The sequence below is a fragment of the Nocardia sp. CA-136227 genome, from assembly GCF_050955695.1.
Classification (GTDB): domain Bacteria; phylum Actinomycetota; class Actinomycetes; order Mycobacteriales; family Mycobacteriaceae; genus Nocardia.
Window position 1 is genome coordinate 6,535,302 of sequence record NZ_CP192081.1, and the last position, 22,130, is coordinate 6,557,431.

General features: G+C 67.8%; 22 protein-coding genes. 9 read left to right on the forward strand and 13 right to left on the reverse strand.

Going from position 1 to position 22,130, the window contains the following annotated elements; genetic code table 11:
• Positions 1 to 155 precede the first annotated feature (155 nt).
• Complete coding sequence (locus ACQP06_RS30370) at positions 156 to 1,352, reverse strand: DUF885 domain-containing protein (RefSeq protein ID WP_433668172.1); 1,197 nt, start codon at positions 1,350 to 1,352, stop codon at positions 156 to 158.
• Between the two features lie 240 nt (positions 1,353 to 1,592).
• Between ACQP06_RS30370 and coaA the strand changes: the two genes are divergently transcribed.
• Positions 1,593 to 2,525, forward strand: coding sequence for a type I pantothenate kinase (gene coaA / locus ACQP06_RS30375; RefSeq protein WP_357091711.1), 933 nt, complete (start codon positions 1,593 to 1,595; stop codon positions 2,523 to 2,525).
• 74 nt (positions 2,526 to 2,599) lie between these two features.
• Here the strand turns inward: coaA and ACQP06_RS30380 are convergent, their stop codons facing one another.
• Both ACQP06_RS30380 and ACQP06_RS30385 read right to left on the reverse strand, forming a co-directional pair.
• A complete protein-coding gene (locus ACQP06_RS30380) occupies positions 2,600 to 3,205 on the reverse strand; it encodes a hypothetical protein (RefSeq protein WP_433668173.1) in 606 nt (201 codons plus the stop codon).
• A gap of 80 nt (positions 3,206 to 3,285) precedes the next feature.
• Positions 3,286 to 4,113, reverse strand: a complete 828-nt coding sequence (locus tag ACQP06_RS30385) for an isoprenyl transferase (protein WP_433668175.1) — start codon at positions 4,111 to 4,113, stop codon at positions 3,286 to 3,288.
• Between the two features lie 95 nt (positions 4,114 to 4,208).
• Here ACQP06_RS30385 and trhA point away from each other — a divergent pair, with 95 nt between their 5' ends.
• The 3 genes from trhA (at position 4,209) to ACQP06_RS30400 (ending at position 7,282) form a co-directional block, all read left to right on the forward strand.
• Positions 4,209 to 4,913, forward strand: a complete 705-nt coding sequence (gene trhA, locus ACQP06_RS30390) for a PAQR family membrane homeostasis protein TrhA (protein ID WP_433668177.1) — start codon at positions 4,209 to 4,211, stop codon at positions 4,911 to 4,913.
• A gap of 57 nt (positions 4,914 to 4,970) precedes the next feature.
• Positions 4,971 to 6,548 carry an adenylate/guanylate cyclase domain-containing protein gene (locus tag ACQP06_RS30395; protein ID WP_433668179.1) on the forward strand — a complete coding sequence of 526 codons (1,578 nt, stop codon included), beginning with the start codon at positions 4,971 to 4,973 and terminating at the stop codon, positions 6,546 to 6,548.
• A gap of 245 nt (positions 6,549 to 6,793) precedes the next feature.
• A complete protein-coding gene (locus ACQP06_RS30400) occupies positions 6,794 to 7,282 on the forward strand; it encodes a hypothetical protein (protein ID WP_433668181.1) in 489 nt (162 codons plus the stop codon).
• Positions 7,283 to 7,347: 65 nt separating this feature from the next.
• On the opposite strand, the gene ACQP06_RS30405 is transcribed toward ACQP06_RS30400, so the two are convergent.
• Positions 7,348 to 9,426 carry a thioredoxin domain-containing protein gene (locus ACQP06_RS30405; protein ID WP_433668183.1) on the reverse strand — a complete coding sequence of 693 codons (2,079 nt, stop codon included), beginning with the start codon at positions 9,424 to 9,426 and terminating at the stop codon, positions 7,348 to 7,350.
• 439 nt (positions 9,427 to 9,865) lie between these two features.
• On the opposite strand from ACQP06_RS30405, the gene ACQP06_RS30410 reads away from it, so the two are divergent.
• The 3 genes from ACQP06_RS30410 (at position 9,866) to ACQP06_RS30420 (ending at position 12,274) form a co-directional block, all read left to right on the forward strand.
• Positions 9,866 to 10,201: an alpha/beta hydrolase gene (locus ACQP06_RS30410; protein ID WP_433673475.1), complete on the forward strand. Its 336-nt coding sequence runs from the start codon at positions 9,866 to 9,868 to the stop codon at positions 10,199 to 10,201.
• A gap of 94 nt (positions 10,202 to 10,295) precedes the next feature.
• Positions 10,296 to 11,090 (forward strand): maleylpyruvate isomerase family mycothiol-dependent enzyme, encoded by a 795-nt coding sequence (locus ACQP06_RS30415; RefSeq protein ID WP_433668185.1) that lies wholly within the window; start codon positions 10,296 to 10,298, stop codon positions 11,088 to 11,090.
• Positions 11,091 to 11,221: 131 nt separating this feature from the next.
• Entirely contained in the window at positions 11,222 to 12,274 is a 1,053-nt protein-coding gene (locus ACQP06_RS30420) for an extracellular catalytic domain type 1 short-chain-length polyhydroxyalkanoate depolymerase (RefSeq protein ID WP_433668186.1), read from the forward strand.
• 32 nt (positions 12,275 to 12,306) lie between these two features.
• On the opposite strand, the gene ACQP06_RS30425 is transcribed toward ACQP06_RS30420, so the two are convergent.
• The 9 genes from ACQP06_RS30425 to ACQP06_RS30465 all read right to left on the reverse strand — a co-directional run bounded on the left by ACQP06_RS30425 (position 12,307) and on the right by ACQP06_RS30465 (position 18,349).
• Positions 12,307 to 12,780 carry a hypothetical protein gene (locus ACQP06_RS30425; RefSeq protein ID WP_433668188.1) on the reverse strand — a complete coding sequence of 158 codons (474 nt, stop codon included), beginning with the start codon at positions 12,778 to 12,780 and terminating at the stop codon, positions 12,307 to 12,309.
• Positions 12,781 to 12,868: 88 nt separating this feature from the next.
• Positions 12,869 to 13,084, reverse strand: coding sequence for a hypothetical protein (locus ACQP06_RS30430; protein ID WP_433668190.1), 216 nt, complete (start codon positions 13,082 to 13,084; stop codon positions 12,869 to 12,871).
• A 185-nt stretch (positions 13,085 to 13,269) separates the two neighbouring features.
• Positions 13,270 to 13,419, reverse strand: coding sequence for a hypothetical protein (locus tag ACQP06_RS30435; RefSeq protein WP_433668192.1), 150 nt, complete (start codon positions 13,417 to 13,419; stop codon positions 13,270 to 13,272).
• A 118-nt stretch (positions 13,420 to 13,537) separates the two neighbouring features.
• Positions 13,538 to 13,855, reverse strand: coding sequence for a DUF1048 domain-containing protein (locus ACQP06_RS30440; RefSeq protein WP_379279216.1), 318 nt, complete (start codon positions 13,853 to 13,855; stop codon positions 13,538 to 13,540).
• Position 13,856: 1 nt separating this feature from the next.
• On the reverse strand, positions 13,857 to 14,213 hold the full coding sequence (locus ACQP06_RS30445; protein ID WP_433668193.1) for a DUF1048 domain-containing protein: 357 nt from the start codon (positions 14,211 to 14,213) through the stop codon (positions 13,857 to 13,859).
• A complete protein-coding gene (locus ACQP06_RS30450) occupies positions 14,210 to 14,518 on the reverse strand; it encodes a PadR family transcriptional regulator (protein WP_433673476.1) in 309 nt (102 codons plus the stop codon). Before ACQP06_RS30450 ends, ACQP06_RS30445 begins: the two co-directional genes overlap by 4 nt.
• A gap of 347 nt (positions 14,519 to 14,865) precedes the next feature.
• Entirely contained in the window at positions 14,866 to 15,729 is an 864-nt protein-coding gene (locus ACQP06_RS30455) for an alpha/beta fold hydrolase (protein ID WP_433668195.1), read from the reverse strand.
• Positions 15,730 to 15,793: 64 nt separating this feature from the next.
• Positions 15,794 to 16,741 (reverse strand): DUF1254 domain-containing protein, encoded by a 948-nt coding sequence (locus ACQP06_RS30460; RefSeq protein WP_433673477.1) that lies wholly within the window; start codon positions 16,739 to 16,741, stop codon positions 15,794 to 15,796.
• 210 nt (positions 16,742 to 16,951) lie between these two features.
• Positions 16,952 to 18,349: a DUF1254 domain-containing protein gene (locus ACQP06_RS30465; RefSeq protein ID WP_433668197.1), complete on the reverse strand. Its 1,398-nt coding sequence runs from the start codon at positions 18,347 to 18,349 to the stop codon at positions 16,952 to 16,954.
• Between the two features lie 849 nt (positions 18,350 to 19,198).
• Between ACQP06_RS30465 and ACQP06_RS30470 the strand changes: the two genes are divergently transcribed.
• A complete protein-coding gene (locus ACQP06_RS30470) occupies positions 19,199 to 21,103 on the forward strand; it encodes an alkyl/aryl-sulfatase (RefSeq protein WP_433668199.1) in 1,905 nt (634 codons plus the stop codon).
• An 82-nt stretch (positions 21,104 to 21,185) separates the two neighbouring features.
• Positions 21,186 to 22,121, forward strand: a complete 936-nt coding sequence (locus tag ACQP06_RS30475; protein ID WP_433668201.1) for an SGNH/GDSL hydrolase family protein — start codon at positions 21,186 to 21,188, stop codon at positions 22,119 to 22,121.
• The last annotated feature ends 9 nt before the right edge of the window (positions 22,122 to 22,130 follow it).

Consider the following 22,130-nt stretch of genomic DNA (forward strand, 5'->3'; position numbering starts at 1 on the left):
TTCGAGGATTCATCACATGCTGTTCAACATCGCGACCGGTGGCCCGACCGACATCCTGTTCACCCTGCTCCGCACCCTGTGCACCGCCTCCAGCGGCGGCGCGTCCTGCAACGCCTGGGGTGCCTGACCCTTCCGGACTTTTCGGGGAGTACCCCTCACATGCGGCGGATCGCGCCGGGTGTGAGGGGTTCGTCCAACAGACGGCGGAACCGCTCGGACCGCTCGGCGGCATCGCCCGCCCGATCCAGCCAGCCGCCCAGCAGTCGATAGCCCTCCACATAGGTGGAGATGTAGGCCCGCCACAGCGGTGAGGACAGGAAGCGCAGCGACTGCGTGGCCCGCTCCGGCGTGACCAGGCTCCAGCGCTGCAGATACTCCGCGACCTCGGTCGAATCACGCTTGCGGTCGTGCAGCAACAGCGCCGCATCCTGGCGGACGCTCAACAGGTTCGCCGACGCCGTCGAAATCCGCTCGGCGCGTTCACCATCGAAACGCAGTCCGAGATCGGCGTAGATCTCCTGCGCCCAGCGGCCCCAGCCCGGGCCCACGATCGACTTCAGGGCCAGATCGGCCAGCCCCTCCGCCATCAGGCACTGCGGGGTGTTCACCACGAACAGCGTCTGCTCGTCCTGCCCGGCGCCGACCAGTCCGGCCTCCTTGCGGCAGTGCTCGGTGTGGTGGCCCGGGTAGGACTCGTGCGCGATCAGCCCGGGCAGATGCGACAGGTGCTGCTTGAGATCGGAGTTGATGGCCACCCGGGACTGGTAGTCGCCCAGGTAGTAGTTGAAGCCCGACCACGGCTTGTCGCCCACCACTTCGTATTCCACGTGCTCGTTCTCGGGCAGCGGGTAGCGGTCGCGGACCAGCTCGCGCAGCGCGCCGGAGAACGCGGCCACGCATTCCCGCAGGCGTTCGGGCGGGATCTCGTCCTGGCGGCGGTGCGCGGAGATGCGATCCAGCAGCGGGCCGTCGCCCGGCAGCACCTCGTCGAGCTGCCGGTGCGCCTCGCGGTAGTCCTCGGTGTCGCCCGGGGCGATGTCCACGTCGAAGTAGGCGCTCACCTCGTCGACGAAGGAGATGTCCTCCCCCGCGAACTTGCGCCCGGAGCACTCCAGCGCCCGCAGGTGGACGTCGAGGAATTCGACCCGCTCGTCGGACAGGCCCGCGTCGGGCAGTTCCTTGCGCAGGCCCGCGGCCCGGTGCGCGAGCTCGCGCGGTTCGGGCACGGGCGCGTTCTCGACCTCGCGCCGCAGGGCCGGGTCACCGGTGTAGGCGTCGACGAACCCCTCCTCCAGCCGGTCGAAGGCCAGTCCCAGCCGCAGATACTCGGTCACCAGGGGATGCGCTGCCATATCTCGACCCTAGGGGATGCGGTGCGCGCGAGCGGCCCGGATCCCGGTGCCGCGCAGCCTCACCCGACACGCCCGACGGCTGTGATGTCGCCTATCTCACTCTGGTTACCGGCCAGTAGCAACACCTGGTGTTCACCTCGATGTTGGAGCCGAGCACAATTCGGCTATGCGTGGAGTGTTGGCGACGCGGAGCGAGTGTCAGATCCGAGGACACGAGTGTCGAATGCAAGGACACGAGTAATGGCACGGATGAGCGAGCCCAGCCCCTACGTGGAATTCGACCGCAAGCAGTGGCGCACCCTGCGCAAGGCGACTCCCCTGGTGCTGACCGAAGAAGAACTGGTCGGCCTGCGCGGTCTCGGGGAGCAGATCGACCTCGAAGAGGTCGCCGAGGTCTACCTCCCATTGGCCCGACTCATCCACCTGCAGGTCGCGGCGAGGCAGCGCTTGTTCGCCGCCACCGCCACCTTCCTCGGCGAGACCCACCCCGACCGTCAGGTGCCGTTCGTCATCGGCGTGGCGGGCTCGGTCGCGGTCGGCAAGTCCACCACCGCGCGTGTGCTGCAGGCGCTGCTGGCGCGCTGGGACCACCATCCGCGGGTGGATCTGGTCACCACCGACGGATTCCTGTACCCGACAGCCGAACTCACCCGGCGCGGCATCATGCACCGCAAGGGCTTCCCGGAGTCCTACGACCGGCGCAAGCTGCTGCGATTCGTCACCGAGGTGAAATCCGGTGCGTCCGAGGTGTGCGCGCCCGTCTACTCGCACATCGCCTACGACATCGTGCCCGGCGAATACCACTGCGTGCGCCAGCCCGACATCCTCATCGTCGAGGGCCTCAACGTGCTGCAGACCGGTCCGCGCCTGATGGTGTCCGACCTGTTCGACTTCTCGGTCTACGTCGACGCCCGCATCGAGGACATCGAGAAGTGGTACGTGCAGCGCTTCCTGTCGCTGCGCAAGACCGCCTTCCAGGACCCGAACTCGCACTTCCACCACTACGCGAACTTCAACGACCAGGAAGCCACCAACCAGGCCAAGGAGATCTGGCACAACACCAACCGGCCGAACCTGGTGGAGAACATCCTGCCGACCCGGCCGCGCGCGACCCTGGTGCTGCGCAAGGACTCCGACCACACCATCAACCGGCTGCGGCTCAGGAAGCTCTGAATCTCGTGCCTCGCTGCGTGTCCGCAGCGAGGCACAGGGTGGGGGGCGGTGAGTCCGAACGTCCAGGTGATGGGTCAGAGCGTCCAGGCGGCGTCCAGGCGCGCGCCCACATCGATGTCGGTGGCGGCCTTGATGTGCGGCTTCTCGATCTCGGTGGCGATGTAGCGCGCCACGAATCGGCGGATCTCGTGATCCACGCTGGCGATGATGCGCAGCAGCTCGCCGCGGCGGGTGGCGCTGGCCACATTGATCCGCACATTGCTGGGCTGCGGGTCGGCGATCTCGATGAGGACCCGCAGAGGTTCGGCGGTGCGGACGGTCAGATGCAGGTGGATGGTGCCGTCCACCCGGAACGGGTAGCGGTCCACCGCGAGGTCGATGAGCAGGTCGACCTTGAGCGGGATCACCAGGTCGAACGAGATGATGTCGTCCATTTCGCGATTGAGCCGGGGCTGCCCGAGCCGCACGGTCGCCGAGAGTTTGGCCAGTTTGCCCGGTCCCGCGCCGATCGGCCCGAATTCGAAGGCCTCCCCGGTGAGCTTCCCGAACGCCCCGGCGATCCGCTCCGGCGAGGCGGCGTACTCGAGGAATCTCCGCCCGAATTCCTCGTAGCTCAGGTACGGCACCGCGACGACCTGGGATTCCGCTAGACCACTCGAGTCCTCACGCAGCTCGCTCATACCACCAGACGGTACGGCAGCGACCGTCCCGCGAACGTCGAAGCCGTTGCACTGCAACGGAACCGTTGACCGACTGTTGTCTACACGCCGAAGCGGCGGTGCCGGGCCGCGTAATCACGCAGGGCCCGCAGGAAATCCACCCGCCGGAACTCCGGCCAGTACGCCTCGGTGAACCAGATCTCCGAATAGGCGCTCTGCCACAACAGGAATCCGGACAAGCGCTGCTCACCGGAGGTGCGGATGACCAGATCCGGGTCGGGCTGGCCCGAGGTGTAGAGGTGCTGGCCGATGGCGTCGACGGTGATCGACTGCACCAGATCCTCGCCGGTCTCGCCCGCGTCCATCTCCTGGCGGACCAGGGAGCGGACGGCGTCGGCGATCTCCTGGCGGCCGCCGTAGCCGATAGCCACATTGACGTGCACGCCGGTGCGGCCCTCGGTGCTCTTGGCCGCCTCGCTCAGTCGCCGCGCGAACTCGGCGGGGAGCTGATCGAGCGCGCCCACGATGCGGACGCTCCAATCCTGTTCCGGCGCAGACAGTTCGTCGACGACGTCGGTGATGACCTCGAAGAGGGTCTCCAGCTCGTCGGAATCGCGGCCCAGATTCTCGGTGGAGAGCAGGTAGAGGGTCACCATCTCGATGCCGGCCTCACCGCACCAGCCGACCAGCTCAGCGATCTTCAGCGCACCGACCCGATGGCCGTGCGAGATGTCGCTGAACCCGTTCTCCCTGGCCCAGCGGCGATTACCGTCACACATCACGGCGACGTGCCGCGGATGTTGCTTACCCGCCAGCTGCCTGGCCAGCCGTGCCTCGTATACGCGATATGGGAGTCCACGCACCTGACCCACAAACTTCACGGCCGCAACCCTACGCCCCCGGAACGGTTGGCGGAGCGACCGGGACATAGCCGCGAAACATGGGAGGCCCTTGGTGACGACACCCACTCGACGGGCGTGAACGATCTAACCTACGGTACCGTAGGTTACCGAGGAGGAAACTAATGGCCGAGGCAGTGCAGCCCGTCGAACCGGTGGGTCTCATCGAAACCGTCCGCGACGAACTGACCCTGATCAAGCCCCGCCTACGCGGCTGGATCCATGCCTGGGCTGTCGGTGTCGCCGCCATCGCGGTGATCGTGCTGGTGTCGGTGGCGAGCACGGTGTCCGGGAAGGCCGCGTGGTCGACGCTGGTCTACGGCATCACCGTGTGCGGGGTGTTCGGGATCAGCGCCACCTATCACCGGGTGAACTGGAAGACCACGCGCGCCCGCATGTGGATGAAGCGGGCCGACCACTCGATGATCTTCCTGTTCATCGCGGGCAGCTACACGCCGTTCGCGCTGCTCGGGGTGCGCGGGACCGCCGGGAACGTGCTGCTCGCCATCGTGTGGGCGGGCGCGCTGGCCGGGGTGGCGCTGAAGATGCTGTGGCCCACCGCCCCTCGCTGGGTCGGGGTGCCGCTGTATCTCTTGCTCGGGTGGGCGATAGTCCCGGTGGCCGGGACGCTCATCGGCAATGTCGGCTGGACGCCGGTGATTCTGCTGCTCGCGGGCGGCATCGCCTACAGCGTGGGCGGCATCCTGTACGCCGCGCGCTGGCCCGATCCGTGGCCCGAGGTGTTCGGCCATCACGAGTTCTTCCACGCCGCAACGGTGATCGCGGCACTGTGCCACTACGTCGCGGTCTGGCTGGTCCTGCTGAGCTGATCGAGTAATTCCCCACAAAGGTGCAATCTCGGCCGAAAGTTCCCTAGAGTCTGCGACGTGACCAGCAGACTCATCCTGTGGGCGCTGCGGGCGCCGGGGGGTCTGTCTGCTGTCGTCATGGCGTGCAACCTCGGCGGCCTGGCGGTGATCACCACCGAACTGTTCCTGAGCGGCTTCCTGAGCCGGCTCGGTTCGAACTGGATCTCCACCTTCATCGGGGTGTCGATCTATCCGGCCATCGGCGCCCTCGCGGGCATCGTGCTCGCGGTGCGCGACCGGCGGCACTACTTCGGCTGGCTGGACCAGCATCGGCCGCCCACCGAACACGAGGCCCGGCGACTGCTGCGACTACCGCTGGCGATCACCATCCGGGCGCTGGCCATCTGGCTGCCGGGCGTGATCGTGGCGGCCGCCATCTTCGCCCACGCCACCGAGGACCGCGGTTTCCCGGTGGTGCTGTCGATGTTCACCCTCGGCGGACTGGAGTCGGCGGCGCTCACCTATCTGATCGTGGACCGGCTGATCCGGCCGACCATTCCGGTCGTGGCCGAGGTGCTCGACGAGACCGCGCACTGGAGCAATACGGTGCTGGCGCGCGTGCTGGTCACCTTCGCGGTGGCGGGCGCGGTGCCGCTGCTCATGCTGATCACCGTGCTCGCCGATCCGTCGACCGACAGTGACGACCGCATCCGGACCGGCATCTATCTGGCCATCGTCGGGCTGTCCGCGGGCGTGGTGGCGACGGCGGCGCTGGCGCGCGCGGTGGCCACGCCCATGCACACCTTGCGTGACGCGCTCGACCGGATCGCGCACGGCGATCTCGAGGCGCGGGTGACCATCAACAGCACCAGCGAGATCGGTCGGCTCGAGCATTCGGTGAACGAGCTGGCCGCCAATCTCAGTGAGCGCGAGCGCATGCGGACCGTCTTCGGGCGGCACGTGGGCGACGAGGTGGCGGAGCGGGCGCTGTCCGGCAGCCCCAGCCTCACCGGCGACATGCGGGAGGCGACGGCCCTGTTCGTGGACGTCACCGGTTCGGTGGCGCTGGCCACCGAGCTCGCCCCGCACGACTTCGTGGCCAAGCTCAACCGGCTGCTGACCATCGTGGTCGCGGCCACCGAGGACAACCACGGTCTGGTCAACAAGTTCGAAGGCGATGCGGCGCTGTGCATCTTCGGCGCGCCCATCGCCCTCGACGACAATGCCACCCCCGCGCTGAAGGCGGCCCGCCGCATCCGCGACGAGGTGGCCGCGCTCGGCGAACTCGAGGTGGGCATCGGCATCGCCCGCGGCTGCGTGTTCGCCGGTGACGTCGGCACCGACACCCGCCTGGAATTCACGGTCATCGGCGACGCGGTCAACGAGGCCGCCCGCCTGACCACCGAGGCGAAACTGGTCCCCCGCCGGATTCTGGCCTCTCAGGCGGTCATAGAAGCCGCCTCCGACGCCGAGCGCACACAGTGGATCCTGCACGACACTCTCCACCTCCGCGGCCGCAAGGAACCCACTCCGGGCTGGACCGATGTACCGGCCGTCGTGCCCGCGTCCCCCGCGTCGATCCACCGCAACGGCACCGCCCCGCAGGACGACCCCCGGCCGGCCGCACCCCAACCCCCCGAACCCGCCGATCGCTGATCATTCATTCCGCGCGAACGTGGGGTGCGAACTCGACGGGACCTGGCAATACTTCGATGAAACAGATGACCTCAACACGCACCGGACTGTAAGACCGCCCAGTACCTCCGGGCAACGGAATATGCGCGTTGGCTATACCAGGCCCATCCGCCGGGCCCTTCGATCCCACTGTCGTACTACCGGATCGGCGAGGACTCGTACCCGAGGGTGATTCCCAGCGAGACCGAGAGTCCGACAGTGAGTGCATGGAGGAGATCGGCGCGTTCGAGCGGAAGTCGGCGGCGGGATGGGAGCGGCCCGAGCGGGCGGTGCTCGCGTATCGGGCGGTGGTGGTGGCCCTGGTCGCCGGAGTGGCGGAGACGCTGGTGCGGGCGGCCCAGGTGCTCGAGGATCCCGGGATCGGACTGTCGGGTGTCGCGGCCGGGCTGGGGGTTCGGGCGGCGATCTATTTGACGGTGTTCTGGCTCGCGGCACGCATGTTGTTCGGAAGCCGATGGGCGCGCGCGATTCTCGTGGTCGGACTGGGTACCGTCGGGTTGGCTTCGCTGGTGGCGGAGCCGCTGAGCGCGCTGCTCGACGCTGATTCCACGGGTGCGCTGTTCACCGGCTGGACCCCGGCCTCCGTGCTGATCGGGCTTTTTCGCGCCGCACACATCCTCGCGGTCCTGGTCGCCGTTCCGGCCGCCGTGCTGGCGGGAAACCGCGTCCAGGCCATGCGATCTCGCGTGGCCTGACCATCCAAACCCGCGCCCGCGCCTCAACTCGGCGGCGCGGGCGCGGGAGGACTGCGGGCGAACCGTCAGGCCGATTGCGGCGGAAGCAGACCGGCGCGGACGTCTTCGACCGTGGTGACCGGGAGGTCGCAGACCGAGCCGCGGCAGATGTAGGCGGCGGAGGTGTCGCGCACCGGCGGGCGGTCGGCCAGCAGGGGCTGGGAGTCGACGGCGCCGGAGACGATGACCGAGCCACCCGGAGCAGCGGCACGGGCAGCGGCCACCAGCGTTGCGGCCCAGCCGGATTCGCCGTCCGGGCCCGCCGAGATCGCCACCTGGATGGGCCCGCGCAGTGCGGCCTCGGCCACCGCGAGCCAGTGCCCCGCCGAGCGGGGCGCACGAGCCAGCAGAACCGCACCCCGCGCGAGGGTTTCGTCGGCGAGCTGCCGGTAGCGGGAAGCCCGATCCGGGTCGGCGAGCGCGGAGGCCGTGAGCAGGGCCTCGGCGAGAACCGAAGTCCCCGAAGGGGTTGCGCCGTCCAGCGGATCGCGCGGCCGGGTCAGCAGGGTCTCGGCGTCGTCGGCGGTGTCGAACCAGCTCCCCGGGGTGTCCGCGTCGGCGAAGTGCGTGATGGCCGCGTCGAGGACGCGCTGCGCCTCGGCGAGCCAGTCCCCGCCGGCGGTCTGATGCAGCGCGAGCAGTCCCAGCGCGAGCCAGGCGTAGTCCTCGAGCACGCCCGCCGCCGTACCGGGCACACCGCCCAGCGAGGCGCGGCAGACCCGGCCGGCGGTCACATGGGTGTCCAGCAGGAACCGCGCGCACCGGACCGCCGCCGCGATCCACTCCGGATGCCCGTGCGCGGCACCGGCTTCCGCGAGCGCGACGATGGCCATCCCGTTCCAGGCGGTGACCACCTTGTCGTCCCGCTCGGGTTGCGGCCGCTTTTCCCGCGCCGCCGACATGGCCGCCCGGATGGCCTCGAATCGCTCGTGGTCCACGGGTTTCGGGTCGGTGTACCGCGTCAGCACCGAGGTGCCGTGCTCGAACGTCCCGGCCGTGGTGACGCCGAAGATCTCCGCGGCCCAAGCCCCGTCGAGCGCTCCGAGTACCCCGTTGAGTTCCGCGGGCGTCCAGACGTAGGTGGCGCCTTCCACCCCGGGCTGCCCCGGTTCGAGGTGGGTGTCGGCGTCCAGCGCGGACGCGAAGGCCCCCTGCTCGGTCCCCAGATCGGTCATGAGGAACTGCACGGTTTCGCGAGTCACCCGCAGCGCCAAGGATTCTCCGCCGCGCTCACTCCCGGGCGCGTCGAGCCCGCGTCGGGCCAGGTGCGCGTACACCCGCACCAACTGCGCGTTGTCGTACAGCATCTTCTCGAAGTGCGGCACCACCCAGGCCGCGTCCACCGAGTATCGCGCGAACCCGCCCCGCAGCTGGTCGTAGATCCCGCCTCGGGCCATCGCCTCGCAGGTGAACGAAACAGTCTGCAGCACACCGAGATCCCCGGTCAGCTCATGGTGCCGCAGCAACCCCTCCAACAAGGCCGACGGCGGGAACTTGGGCGCACCCCCGAACCCGCCGTGCTGAGCGTCCACATCCTTCGATACGGCCGAGGCCGCGTGCTGCACCAGGTCGGCGCTGATCCCGACCCCGGCGTCCGGCAACCCCGCCGTCTGCTGCCGCAGCGCCTCCCCCACCTGCGCCGCCGCCGTATTCACCTCGTCCCGCCGGTTCCGCCACGTCTCGCCCACCGCGGTCAGCACCTGCGCGAACGACGGCATCCCGTGCCGCGGCGTCTTCGGGTAGTAGGTCCCGCAGTAGAACGGTTCCCCCTCCGGCGTCAGGAAGCACGTCATCGGCCACCCGCCCTGCCCGGTCATGGCGACGGTGGCGTTCATGTACACCGCGTCCAGATCGGGTCGTTCCTCCCGATCCACCTTGATGCACACGAAGTTCTCGTTCATGAGCTCGGCGGTGGCGTCGTCCTCGAACGACTCGTGCGCCATCACATGGCACCAGTGGCAGCTGGCGTACCCGATCGACAGCAGGATCGGCACGTCCCGCGCGGCCGCCTCGGCCAGCGCCTCCGCATCCCATTCCCGCCAATGCACCGGATTCCCGGCATGTTGACGCAGGTAGGGCGACGTCGCGATCCCCAGTCGGTTCATGACCCCAGCCTTCCACACCCCACCGGGAGCACAAGGGCCCCGCTCGGCCTGTTCATCGGCGCGATAAATCGGCACACCATCGAACGGGCAGCCCGCTCCATCTCATCCTCCCACCCGGAGCAGCAGGTCGAGCTGCTGGAAGCGCTCGCGAGCGAGTTCGAGCTGTCGAATCCAGAACGTCACGGTCCAGTCAGGCCCGGTCATGGCACCCTGACATCGGTAAAACCTCTGTGCACGAACATATTTGGACTGAATATCAGCAATGACGGCGCATCTGAATATGGGGGAAACCCCGATTGCCGCGCTTCGCGGTTCCGAATAACGTCAGGAATTGACGTGGAAGACAACCGATTCCGCACTCGATCAGTGCGAGCAGCCGGAATCTCGGGGTTGATCGCCGCCACGGTGGTATCCAGGTCGGCCCGCGCGGTACCGAAGCATTTCGAGTTTCAGTCGCGTCGACCAGCCGGTATTCGGACCACTGGTCAACAACATCTCCCCCTGTGCCTTCTGGCCCGCGCCCGTCGAACCACGCACCGACGTGCACAACGCCACCCCTGTGCTCATCGTGCAGGCCACCGGCGATCCGGTCGCGGCATACCAAGAAGGCGTCGGCCTGCACCGAGCCATGACCGCGTCACGGTTGGTGACGCTTCAAGACGCCATCGTGCACGGAGCATTCACCGTCCCGAGTAGCTGCGTGAGCCAGGCCGTCGAAACCTATCTCCGCGACGGCGGGCTGCCTGCGACTGATCTCGCTTGTCACGCCGACTGATGTTCGATACGACCATATCCACGGCTCCCACACCCCGCAGGAGGAGACCGCGATCCACCCTGGAGGTGATGCCCCCACCCGATAAGATCCCAGGGTGAGCGCGACTGCTGACCACCTCTCGGCGCTGCGCATCGAGCGACAGGCCGTGCTCGACTACTGCGCCGATCTCACCGATGCCGAATGGCGGACCGACAGCCGGGCGGCGGGCTGGAGCGTGAAAGACGTTGTCGCGCATATGGCCGCCGACCTGCGTACCGTCGTCACCCCGGCCGCGCTCACGTTCATGGCCACCAGGGACGTGGAGAGCCTCAACGAGCGGGCGGTGGCGGCGTCGCGTCGGCGGTCGCCGGCGGAAGTCGCCGAGGGCTTCGCGACCTGGACCCGAGTCGGCACCGCCGCCCTCGCCGTCATGAGCGCGCCCGGTCTCGGCCGCGTCCGGCTGCGGGTCGGTGAGCTCGGCCACTACCCGACGCGCCTCTTCCCGGCGATGTTCCTCTTCGACTGGCACACCCACCTGCGCCACGACATCGCCCCGGCGCTGGACCGCCCGCACCCGCCGACCGACGAACGGCGGGTGGCCTCGATCCTGGCCTGGTTGACCAGCCTGCTGGAGCAGTCGCACCGCGACCGCCTGGCCTGGCTCGACGCCCCCGTCGCGATCACCTTCAACGGCCCGGGCGGCGGCACTTGGCGCATCGAACCGGATCCGGGCCGCGGCGTCCGCGTGCGGCGCGGGGAGCAGGAGGGCGCGGCTACGCGAATTACCGCTCTCGCCACGGAATTTCCCCTCTGGGGCACGACTCGCGCCGCCTGGCGCGACTGCGAAGTGTCGCTCACCGGCGACACCGATCTCGGCACTCGCCTACTCGACGACATCGATCTCGTCTGAACCGACCAGCCGGTCGTCTACCGCAAACCCCACAGGTTCGCGCGGATCCTGCGGGACAATTCTCGGGAAGCCGCGCCCGCGGAATCGCGATCGAGACCGTGCGCGACCACATCGGTGAAAGCCGGGGAACAATGCGCGTATTCGACCACCGCGGCACTATCCGGCTGCCCCTGGTCGTTCTCCTGATCGGCCTGCTGATCGCGACCGCGTCCCCATCGACCGCCGGGCCCGACGAACCCGGCCGGGTCGACACCGGCATCTACACCTCCGGCGTACTGACGTACAGCTACGAGGCTTTCGTGCCGGGCGACCTGCCGGAGAACCCCGCGCTCGTGGTGATGATCCACGGGTGCAAGACCACCGCCGAACAGCAGCATCGCGCCAATCTCCTGGATCCGATCGCTCGCGGCGGCGGGTTCGTGGTCCTCTATGTCGACGGCAGCCCGTTCCATCTGCTGCAACAGCGCTGCTGGTCGGGGCTGCTCGCGCCCGCTGTCGAGAGCCGGGCTTCCGGTGATGCCGCCGCGATCGCGGCGATGACCCGGCTCGCCATCGAGCGCTACCACGTCGATTCCGATCGGGTCTACGCGCTGGGGATGTCCTCCGGGGCCTACGAAACCACGCTGCTGGGCGCGTATTTCCCGGACCTGTTCGCCGCCATCGGCGTGCACTCGGGTGCGGCGTTCGATCATGGCGCGCTCGGCTGCGTGGGCCCGTATCTGCCGACCGTGTCCACCGGACAACTGGCCGCACAGGCATTCTCCGCCGAGAGGCAGCATCGCAGGGTGCTCCCGGTCATCGGATTCCATGGCGATGCCGATCCAGCGGTGCCGTACGAATGCGGGCGCGAGGTCATCGAGCAGTGGCGACAGACCGACAACCTGGTACTCACCGCCCAGGCCGACCCGCATGGGATTCCCCCGCAGCCGACCGGCATCACCGATGGCGTCGCCGACAGACCCGAGGGCCTTTCCTACACCGTCGAGTCCTGGCAACAGCACGAAACGAACTGTCCCACACTGCAATTGTGGACGATCCACGGTATGGCGCACTACTGGTCGGGCGGTTCCGCCGATCCCGACTCCGCCGAGTTCACCGACGCCCGTGGCCCGAACGCCTCGCGGGCGGCGTGGGAATTCTTCTCCCGCATCCACCGCACCGATATGGGCTTCCGCTGCGCATGAGCCGCGGCCGCCGTGATGCGGTGCGGCAGTTGTCAGATGGCGCTGCGGCTGAATCGGTAGGTGGCGTTGCTCGTGCTGGGAGCGGCGTTGTCGGTGCTCGGAGTGTCCGCGCCCGGGCCGGTGTAGGAGAAGGAGCCGGATTCGTTGGTCCGGCACCGCAAGGTGACCGAGTAGGTGACCGGTCCCGCGGCGGCCGCCTCGGTGGCGTCGATGACGGCGACGCCGGGCTCCGGTGAGGTGTAGGTGTAGGTGCTGTCGTGCCACACCCCGGTCCCGGCCACCAAGTACTGCAGGGAGCTCTGGCTGGGGAACCGCACGATGGCCATGGATTCACCGTTGGCGGCGGCGGGGACGGACCGTGAGCCGCCGTACAGGATCAGGTACTGGTTCGTGGTGTCGGCGGGGACGGTACACCCAGCGGGATCCGCGTGTAGCGGACCGGTAGCGGGAAAAATCCACGCGAGAGCGGTGACGCCGAACGCGGCGACACGGACGCCGGCCTGCATAGCTGCTCCTCTCCGTTGAATGACCGCACCGCACGACGAGCGCGCACGGCGCGGAGGTGTCGAATCTCGTTCGGGCACAGCGGATCGGCTACGGGAAGCACCAGTTCAGAGTGGCCGATCCCGGAGTCGGGATGTGGACACAGATGTTCACCCAGATGTAAGGGGCGTCCACGTTCTGCACCGCAACGGGCCGGTTCACGGGCGATGCCGTGGTCTCACTCGCGGACGCCGGCGCGGCCGCCAAGGCGACGAGCGGGACGGCTACCGCGGCGACCACCGCTGAGCGGGCGATTCCTGCAAGCATCTCATCAGCTCCTACGAATCGAGAACGATGATGACGAGCTCGGACAGACTGCGACGAGGACCGACGCTAGGCCACCGAGGCAGTGATTTGCCACCTCTTTGCTACCGACTTGTCCGTTTCGTTATCGCCCAATCTTTCCCACTCACCGACTCGGCCCGGCCCCAGAGCCACGTGCCGCGCCGGGCTCACCTGTGGCGATGCTCGGCGAACAACACCCAGGTCGCCAGGGCGGCGAGAGCGAACAGCAGGATCGCGGTCCCGATGGCCACCGCGGGACCGGAGTAGGTCGGAACCGTCTCCGATGCCATCACGGCCGCCACGCTGTCGAACGACATTCCGATCACCTCGTTCCTCGGCCGACATCGCTTCCGAAGATCCATGATCCGCGCCGAATCCACGGCCGGCACACATCTTTACGGGATGCTGACGGCCGCGGCGGCTTCGCCGAAACGATCAGTTGGCCGCGTCCTTGCCGACGGACTCCTGATAGATGTCGGCGTAGGTCTGCGAGTCCCGGATCAGATCATCACAGAATGCCGCGACGTCGGGGCCGATCAGCTCCATGACTCCGGTGCCGGCCGCGGCGCCTTCCTCGAAGAAATCGAGAAGCCCCGAGAGCAGATTTCCGCCGACCAGATCGACCGGGCCGACCTTGAAGAAGTACTTCTGTATCTCCTTGTAGACGATCTGATAGTCCGCCGGGAGCGCCTTGACCCGCGCGACGTGCGCTCGCCACTCCCGCTTACCTTCGATGATGTCGCGGATGCCCACGTTATCCTCCTAGCCGGCCGAGTTTCTTGGCGACGTTGTCGTTGAGCTGCTGACGCCATTTGTCGCGATAGCCCTTGGATCCTTCGCCGCCCGCGATCGCCGCGCAGAAGCCCTTGATGTCGTCGCCCACCACCTCGCGAACACTCTGACCGTCCGCCGCCGCCGCCTCGAGCAGCCCCAGGGCGCCGTCGAGGATCGGCATCAGGTTGCGGCCCGAGAAGTCCGAGTAGGGGTAGAGCTGAATCTTGATCGCGTCCCATGCCGTTCGATACTCGGCGGGAAGCGCCTCGGCCCGAGCGTCGAAGGATTTGTACTCCTTGGTGAGATCGCCGCCGGTGACCGTTTCCCAGAACTTCATTTCCCACTCCCCTTGAGCTCGTCGATCCGCGCCGAGACGTATTCCCATTTCTCCCAGAACGTCGAGAGTTCCTTACGCCCTGCTTCGTTGAGCGAGTAGAACTTTCGCGGCGGACCGACTTCGGACGGCCGCTTGGAAACATCGACCAGGCCGTTCTTCTCCAAGCGCACCAGGATGGCGTAGACGGTGCCTTCGATGACGTCCACGAATCCCAGTTCATTCAGCCGCCGCGTAATCGCGTAACCGTATGTCTCCTGGTTGCCGATGATCTCGAGAACACACCCTTCGAGCGTCCCCTTGAGCATCTCGGTCAAGTTGTCCGTAGCCGCCTCCTCTCCTCGGACCACGCTATTCGGTGGTACTGACTACCGCTAGACTGTAACGCAGAGTAGCGGTAGTCAGCAATACCAAGTAGCGCCGAGGCGGCGAGCCCGCCCAGCCCTCACCGTTCCGGCGATGCCTCAGCGCCCATCAGCCGGCGAAGCGCGGCGGCGCGACTTACTCGGGCCGCTACGCGGGGACGATGTGCTCGGAGACCGCGTCTTCATAGCGCGCGCCCCAACCTGTTCGGCGTAGCGACGCTGACATTCCCGCATCGACTACGAGGACAGCGGAATTGGGGCGATTCGGGAGGGTCGTCATGGTGTCGATGTCAGGACCCGGCCACCCCGAGACTCAGGAATTCGGTCAGGGCAGCGGCGACGGCGTCGGGGTTCTCCAGTTGCGGGTAATGCCCGGTGACCGGTGGTTCGTCGAGGACGGTGATCGTCGCGTGCGGGAGGCGCTCACGCAGCCGGGGCAGCACGTGGGCGCCGCTGACCGGGTCGGCCGGGCCCCAGACGAACAGCAGTGGGCCGGGGTACTGCTCGAGCGCTTCGCGCCACCGGTCGGCGTGCTGGCGGCGCTCGTCGATGTAGTGGAGCAGTCGATGTTGGACGCGTTTGCCCTCGCTCATGGTGGTGGCGAGCCACATGTCGTGGAGCAGTTCATCGCTCACCGGGCGACCGAGGATCTCTCGCAGAGACTTTCGGTACATCCGCTCGGAGGCCAGGTGCTGGACCACGGCGCCGAGTGGACTGTGCAGCAGCTTCTGCACACGCGTGGGCCGGTGCAGGTCGGGGTACAGCCCGCCGTTGAGGAAGGCTGCCGAGGTGATCCGGTTCGGGTCGCGGTGCAGTAGTTCCTGCGCGACCGAGACCCCGTAATCGTGCGCCACCAGCGAGGTCGGCCCGATCCCGAGCCGCTCCCACAGCGCCTCCACGATCGCCGCCTGCTCGGTGATCAGATAGTCGTGCCGCGCCGGTTTCGCGCTGGCCCCGAACCCGAGGAAGTCGAGTGTGGTGACCCGGCAACCGGATTCGACCAGCCGCGGCACGATCGGCGCCCAATCGTGCGACGAGGTCGGGAAGCCGTGCAACAGCGTCACCGGACGGCCGTCGACCGGCCCGTCCTGCCGGTGGAAGATGTCGTGACCGCTGATTCCACCGGCGATCCACTCATCGAGCCTGGGCTGCATCGTCGCGGGTCCTCCTGGGTTCGGCCGCCGGGGCGCGCGCGGCCGTTCCAGTGTGCCCGACCGCTCAGTGGATGGGCTCGGCCTGGGGGAAGGTCCAGGTGCCGTCGAGGATGTTCTGGTGGGGGCGGTAGAGGCGGACCATGTAGTTCCAGCCCGGCATGATGGGCAGGCAGTTGGGGATCTGGCCGTCGCAGCCGCCGAATTGGATGTCGACCGAACCGTCGGGGTTCTTCTTGGCGGTGGTGCCGTTGACGGTGTACGAGTTCTGCGGGTTGGCCTCGTAATAGCCCTGGGCGTTGTACAGGCTGACTGACCAGAAGCCGTCCACGGGAACGTCTTTCACGTGCAGCTTGTAGTTGACCTGGCCGTTGTTCTCCGCCGGGGTGCCGTACACGTAGAGGGCGTCCTTCTCCGGGTTGCCACCCCAGCCGGACGCGGCATTGATCAGGTGGCGGACCTCGTCGACCTGGCCGCGCGGACCGAAGGCGGCCTTGGTGTCGGGCATATTGGAGGCCAGGGCGAGCAGCGCGGTGCGGACCATGTCCTGGCTTGCCTTGTCCCACTGCGGAATCTCGAACGTGCCGGGGCCGCCGGACTGTTCGAAGCCGACCTGGTCCTGCAGCTTGTGGACGGCGTCGATATCGGCCGGGTTGTTGGGGTCGACGAAGGTCCGGATGCCGAGCATCACGTACCGGGTGCCGACCTTGTCCTTGTCGAAGGTGTACTTGCCCGCCGTGTAGCTGACATGCGAGGTGTATTCGTCCTCGTCGATGGCCTGCAACGACATGAATCGACTGCCCGCGTCGGGCATGGTGACGGTGACCGGACCGGCGTCGAGGTCGACGATCACGTTGGAGTACAACGTGTCACGGTTGGCACGCACCACGGCCTGCGCATCGATGGGCATCAGCTCGCGGAAGTGGTTCCACTTGCCGAACGCGCCCTCCTTGACGCCGATGTCGAACTGGCGGTCGCTCTCGGCGCGCACGAAATTGTCCGCGGTGACGGTGATCGGCTTGCCCAGCGGGTATTCCGCGGCCTTCGTCGCCGACGCGCCCGCGGCGGTCGAGGACGGGGAGCTGCTCTTCGAATCGGACGAGCTGTCACACGCGGTGAGCGCGAAGGCGGTCACCGCGGCCAGGCCGATCGGCAGCGCCGATGCGACACGCAGCTTGCCTCGCCGAGATTGTCCTGCACGGGTATTCACCATCGGTCCTTCGGGTCAGGAGAGCTGTTCGAGTTTCGGCGGCTGCCAACCACCGTCCGCGGCCTGGGATTTGGGCGCGTACAGCCGCATGGTCAGGGAGAACTGCCCCGAGGCGGGGATGGGCAGCCAGTTGCCCTTGGGGACCGAGTCGCCCGGATCAGCGCTCTGGACCGCGATTTCGAGAGATCCGTCCGGCCCCTCGGTCGGCTTGATCTGATGACCGACCGAGTAGATCTGCGCCGGGTTGTCGACGAGGTGACTCGCGCCGTCATAGGCCGTGATCGACCAGAACGCGTCGACCGGCGGCTGCTGCCCGGCGGCGAAGCGAATCCGGAATCGGCGCGGAGTGCCTCTGTCATCGGCCACGCCGTAGACGGTCGGATACAGTGCGTCCTTGGACAGATTCGCGCCCAGCCCCTGCATGGCGACCAGCGCGCGCTGACCGTAGTTGGTGCCGTACGCACCGATGGTGGGGTCGAAGATCCAGCCGTTGGCGTCCTCGGCCGCCGGATTCTTGTAGGTCGGAATCCGCTCCGACCCGGTCTTGACGGCCGTGTTCAGCACCTCGGCGGACACGCCATTCACGCTGCCGCCCTTGGTGATTCCGATGCTCGCGAACCGCTTCAGCGCGTCGGCGTCGGCGGCCGCGGGCGGATTGGCCGCCATCAGCTTGGTCATGCGGTCGAAGAAGGCCGGTCCGTCCATCTGCGCGACCGTCTTGGCGGCGTCACCGCTGTTGGCATTGGGCAGACCCGGATCGCCCTGCACCGCAGCCGGATCCTTGACCCAGGTGCTGAGCGGAACCAGCTTCAGCTGCCGCTGCAATTCGCGCACGCGGTCGACATCCGACCCGCCATTGAACTGCAGACGTCCGGCGACCCACACGGTCCCGGTCGGCACCTGTAGCTGGGTCACCCCGTCGGGCAGCTGCCCCGACCATCCCGGACCGGTGATGGCGTAGGTGAACGGCGGCGAGTCCGAGCCCGACTTCACTTGCGGGTGCACGCTACTGGGGTCCTGCACGGTGTTGGACCAGGCATCCATGATCTGCATCAGCCAGTAGCGGTCCTTCTCCATGGCCGGGACCTGCAACACCATCGGCTCGGCCCGGACGTCCAGCCAGGCGAACGAGTAGAGGGTGTCCAGATTGAGCCGCACCACCGACTTGTCCTCGGGCGTCGGCGGTTCGCCGTGGAAGAAGCGGTTGGTCGGAGCCGCGTTCTCCCGGGTCACGTCCATGACGACCAGCGGGTAGCCGAACACGTAGGCGTCGGTGGCGATCGCGGCCGGATCGTTCGAGGCGGCGCTGGTCGAACTCGCGACCGAACCGCTGCTGTCCGAGCTGGAGCAGGCTGCCAGCCCGACCGCGCTGATCGCGGCGATCCCGAGCCCCAGGGCGGACCGTCGCGACACGAAGGCAAACTCCCGATGCTCGCTACTCTTCTCGAAGTTCACGGACACACGACCCTTCTGCGACGTCAACGAACGGGCGTCGATAACCGATAGAGCTGGACTTTTCCCTGCACCAAGGAGAGAGTCTAGGAGAGACTAGTTCCAACTGGTTGTATTTCTTCGCACCGGAATCATCTAAACAGGGTGAGTGGCAATTAATCAGCTACCGACACTCTCGCACTACCGTCGGACCCGTCGGCAGTCGCCACATCCCGATGTCGTGAGCTACAAGGAGAGCCCCCGTGCGCCCGCTACGCGTCCCGATCACCCTGGCCGTCTCCGCTGCCGCGTCGTGCGTGCTCGCCGCCGCGCCCGCGACGGCCCAACCCCGGTTCACCCCCGAACCCGGAGGCGTGATCAAGGTCGAGTCCGCGCCCGGCGAATGGTGGAAGTGCGGGCTCTACAGCGTCGACCCGCCGACGGTGCGCGGCCTGCCGCCGGTCGTCAACTATCCGCCCGGTTCCTGGTCACCCCCCCGGCGGCGACCCTGCCGTTTCGGCCACCGACTTCACGACCGGCCCCGCCTACGCCCAATTCCAGCCCGGCGCAACGGTGCTCGCCGACTGCGTCAGCCAGTATCTGCCGGTGTTCTGGCTCCAGGTCCTGCACGCCGGCGAATAAGGAGACTCGCATGTTGATCCTGCTGGGCATTCTCGCCTCGCCCCTGATCGCCCTCACCGCGCCCATCTGGGCGCCGATCCTGCTCATCACCGAATTCGGCGGCGCTCTCGCCGTCACGCCCTGACACCCGCTCCGCGAAAGCGAAACACCGATCTCGCCGGATCCGCCCGGCGGAACAGGAGGCAAGCAGTGAGCACGACGACCGAACCGAGCCAGTTCATCATCGATCAGAACAAGCGACTGAGCGCCGATCTGCCCTTCGGCGACACCACCGACCAGCAGGACGCCGACCGCGGCTTCATCGCTGCGCTCGAGCCCGGCGTGGTCAAGGACGCCGACGGGAATGTGGTGTGGGACAACGACTCCTACAGCTTCCTGAACGGCGCCTGCCCGTCCTCGGTGAATCCGAGCCTGTGGCGGCAGGCCGGGCTGAACATCCGGCAGGGCCTGTACGAGGTGACACCGGGGATCTACCAGATCCGCGGCCTCGACCTGTCGAACATGACCCTGATCGAGGGCGACACCGGCGTGATCGTGATCGACCCGCTCATCTCGGCCGAGACCGCGAAGGCGGGACTCGATCTGTACCGCGCGCACCGCGGCGACAAGCCGGTGACCGGCCTGATCTACACCCACTCGCACGTCGACCACTTCGGCGGCGCGGACGGCGTCACCACCCAGGAGGACGTGGACGCGGGTCGCCTCCCGGTGATCGCGCCCGCCGGATTCCTCGAGCACGCGGTCGCCGAGAACGTCTATGCCGGAACGGCGATGGCCCGCCGCGCCGCCTACATGTACGGCGCGGCGCTCCCCCGCGGCCCCAAGGGCCAGGTGGGCGCGGGCCTCGGGCAGACCACCTCCACCGGCACGGTCACCCTGATCGCGCCGACCCACGACATCACCGAGACCGGTCAGGAGATGACGGTCGACGGGGTCCGCGTCGTCTTCCAGATCACGCCGGGAACCGAAGCGCCATCGGAGATGAACTTCTACTTCCCCGGCCACCGCGCACTCTGCATGGCGGAGAACGCCACCCACACCCTGCACAATCTGCTCACCCTGCGCGGTGCGCTGGTGCGCGACCCGCACGTCTGGTCGCAGTACCTGACCGAGTCGATCAACCTGTTCGGCTACGAGTCCGACGTCGTGTTCGCCTCGCACCACTGGCCGACCTGGGACACCGAGCGCCTGGTGGAATACCTTGCGCTGCAACGGGACCTGTACGCGTACCTGCACGACCAGACGCTGCGGCGCCTGAACCAGGGTTATGTCGGCAGTGAGATCGCCGAAGCCATCGAGCTACCCCCGGCCATCGCCGGGTCCTGGCACGCGCACGGCTACTACGGCTCGGTCAGCCACAATGTGAAGGCCATCTACCAGCGCTACATGGGCTGGTTCGACGGCAATCCCGCGCACCTGTGGGAGCACCCGCCGGTCGAATCGGCCACCCGCCATGTGGAATTCATGGGCGGTGCCGACGAGGTGCTGCGCAAGGCGCGCGCGGCCTACGACGCGGGCGACTACCGCTGGGTCGCGCAGGTGGTCAACTATGTCGTCTTCGCCGACCCCGCGAACACCGCCGCGAAGTCGCTGCTCGCCGACACATACGAACAGCTCGGCTACGGCGCCGAGAACGGCACCTGGCGCAACTTCTTCCTGATGGGCGCCTATGAACTCCGCAACGGCAATATCGGCACGCCCACCCAGACCACCTCCCCGTCCATGATGGCGGCCCTGACCATCGACCAGGTCTTCGACGCCCTCTCCCTGCGGCTCGACGGCCCCAAGTCCTGGCACGAAAAGGCCATCAGCGACTGGGTTTTCACCGACGAGAAGCGCACCCACCGCCTCGAACTGCGCAACGGCGTCCTCATCCACTTCGACCGCCGCGAGGGCGACAAACTCCCGCCCGCCGACGTCACCTTCACCCTCACCCGCGCCACCCTGATCGGCGTCCTGCTCGGCGGTCAGGACATCAGCACGGCCGTCAAGTCCGGCGCGCTCACCATCGACGGTGACGCCCAGAGCTTCGTCAAACTCACCGCCCTGTTCGACGAACCCAACCCGGATTTCGCCATCGTCACCCCCGAATAAGCGGTTCCGCCGTACGGGTCGCGCTAGGATCTGGCGACCCGTACGGGCGCCCGAATCTCTACCGCACGAAATGCCGAGGACCATGAGCCGTTTTCTCTCCGCCGTCGCGATGGTCTTCGGAGGGGCGGCGCTGATCAGCGGCCTCACCGCACCGGTGGCCGGGGCCGACACCGATCCGGCGGCCTCGAACGGCGGGAAGACGCTGGTCGTCATGGGCGATTCGAATACGGCCAATGCCACCTGGTCGACCATGCAGCCGCAGCCCGCCGGGGTGGCCTGCCCGCATCTGCCCACCTCCTGGCCGAATCAGCTGGCGGATCGAATGGGGTTGTCGGCGACCCAGGATGTCGCGGACGTGTCCTGCGTCGGCGCGTACATGTGGCGGCACGGGGAGGACCACTTCTGGACCGCGCTCACCGAGGCGCGACAGGCGGCCGCGGACGGGGCGTTCGGGCCGCGGACCAAAGCGGTGCTGCTGCAGTTCGGTCTGAACGATGCCTGGGGCGCGGACCATGCGGCACAGAACGAGCTGGTGCCGTGCCTGCTCGATGTGCTGCGCGGGTGCAGCACGGCCGACGCCGCCACCAACGCCAATCCGCCCGCGCTGCTGACCGGGCAGGACTACGTCGACCACCTGCGCGACATCGTCACCTACATCCGCTACTACGCGCCGAACGCCCGGATCGTGCTGGTCGGGTACCAGGAGCTGCACACGCCGGGTGATCAGGCGATCTGCATGGGCGTACTGGGCGTTCCGGTCGGCCTGCCCCGGGCGGGAGCCGTCACCGACCTGTTCGACAGCCTCCGCACCGCTCCGCGGGACGGGGCCGCCGCGCTCGGGGTCGAGTACTTCGATGCCGCCGCGGTCACCGCGGGCCACGGACTGTGCTCCCCCGACCCGTGGCTGAACGGCATCTTCACCCCGGGTCCGGACTGGTACGGGCAGCCGGGCCACCCGACCGTCCAGGGCGACGCCGCCGTCGCCCAGGGCTTGCACCAGTTCCTGACGGCCCGATGAACGAAGGCT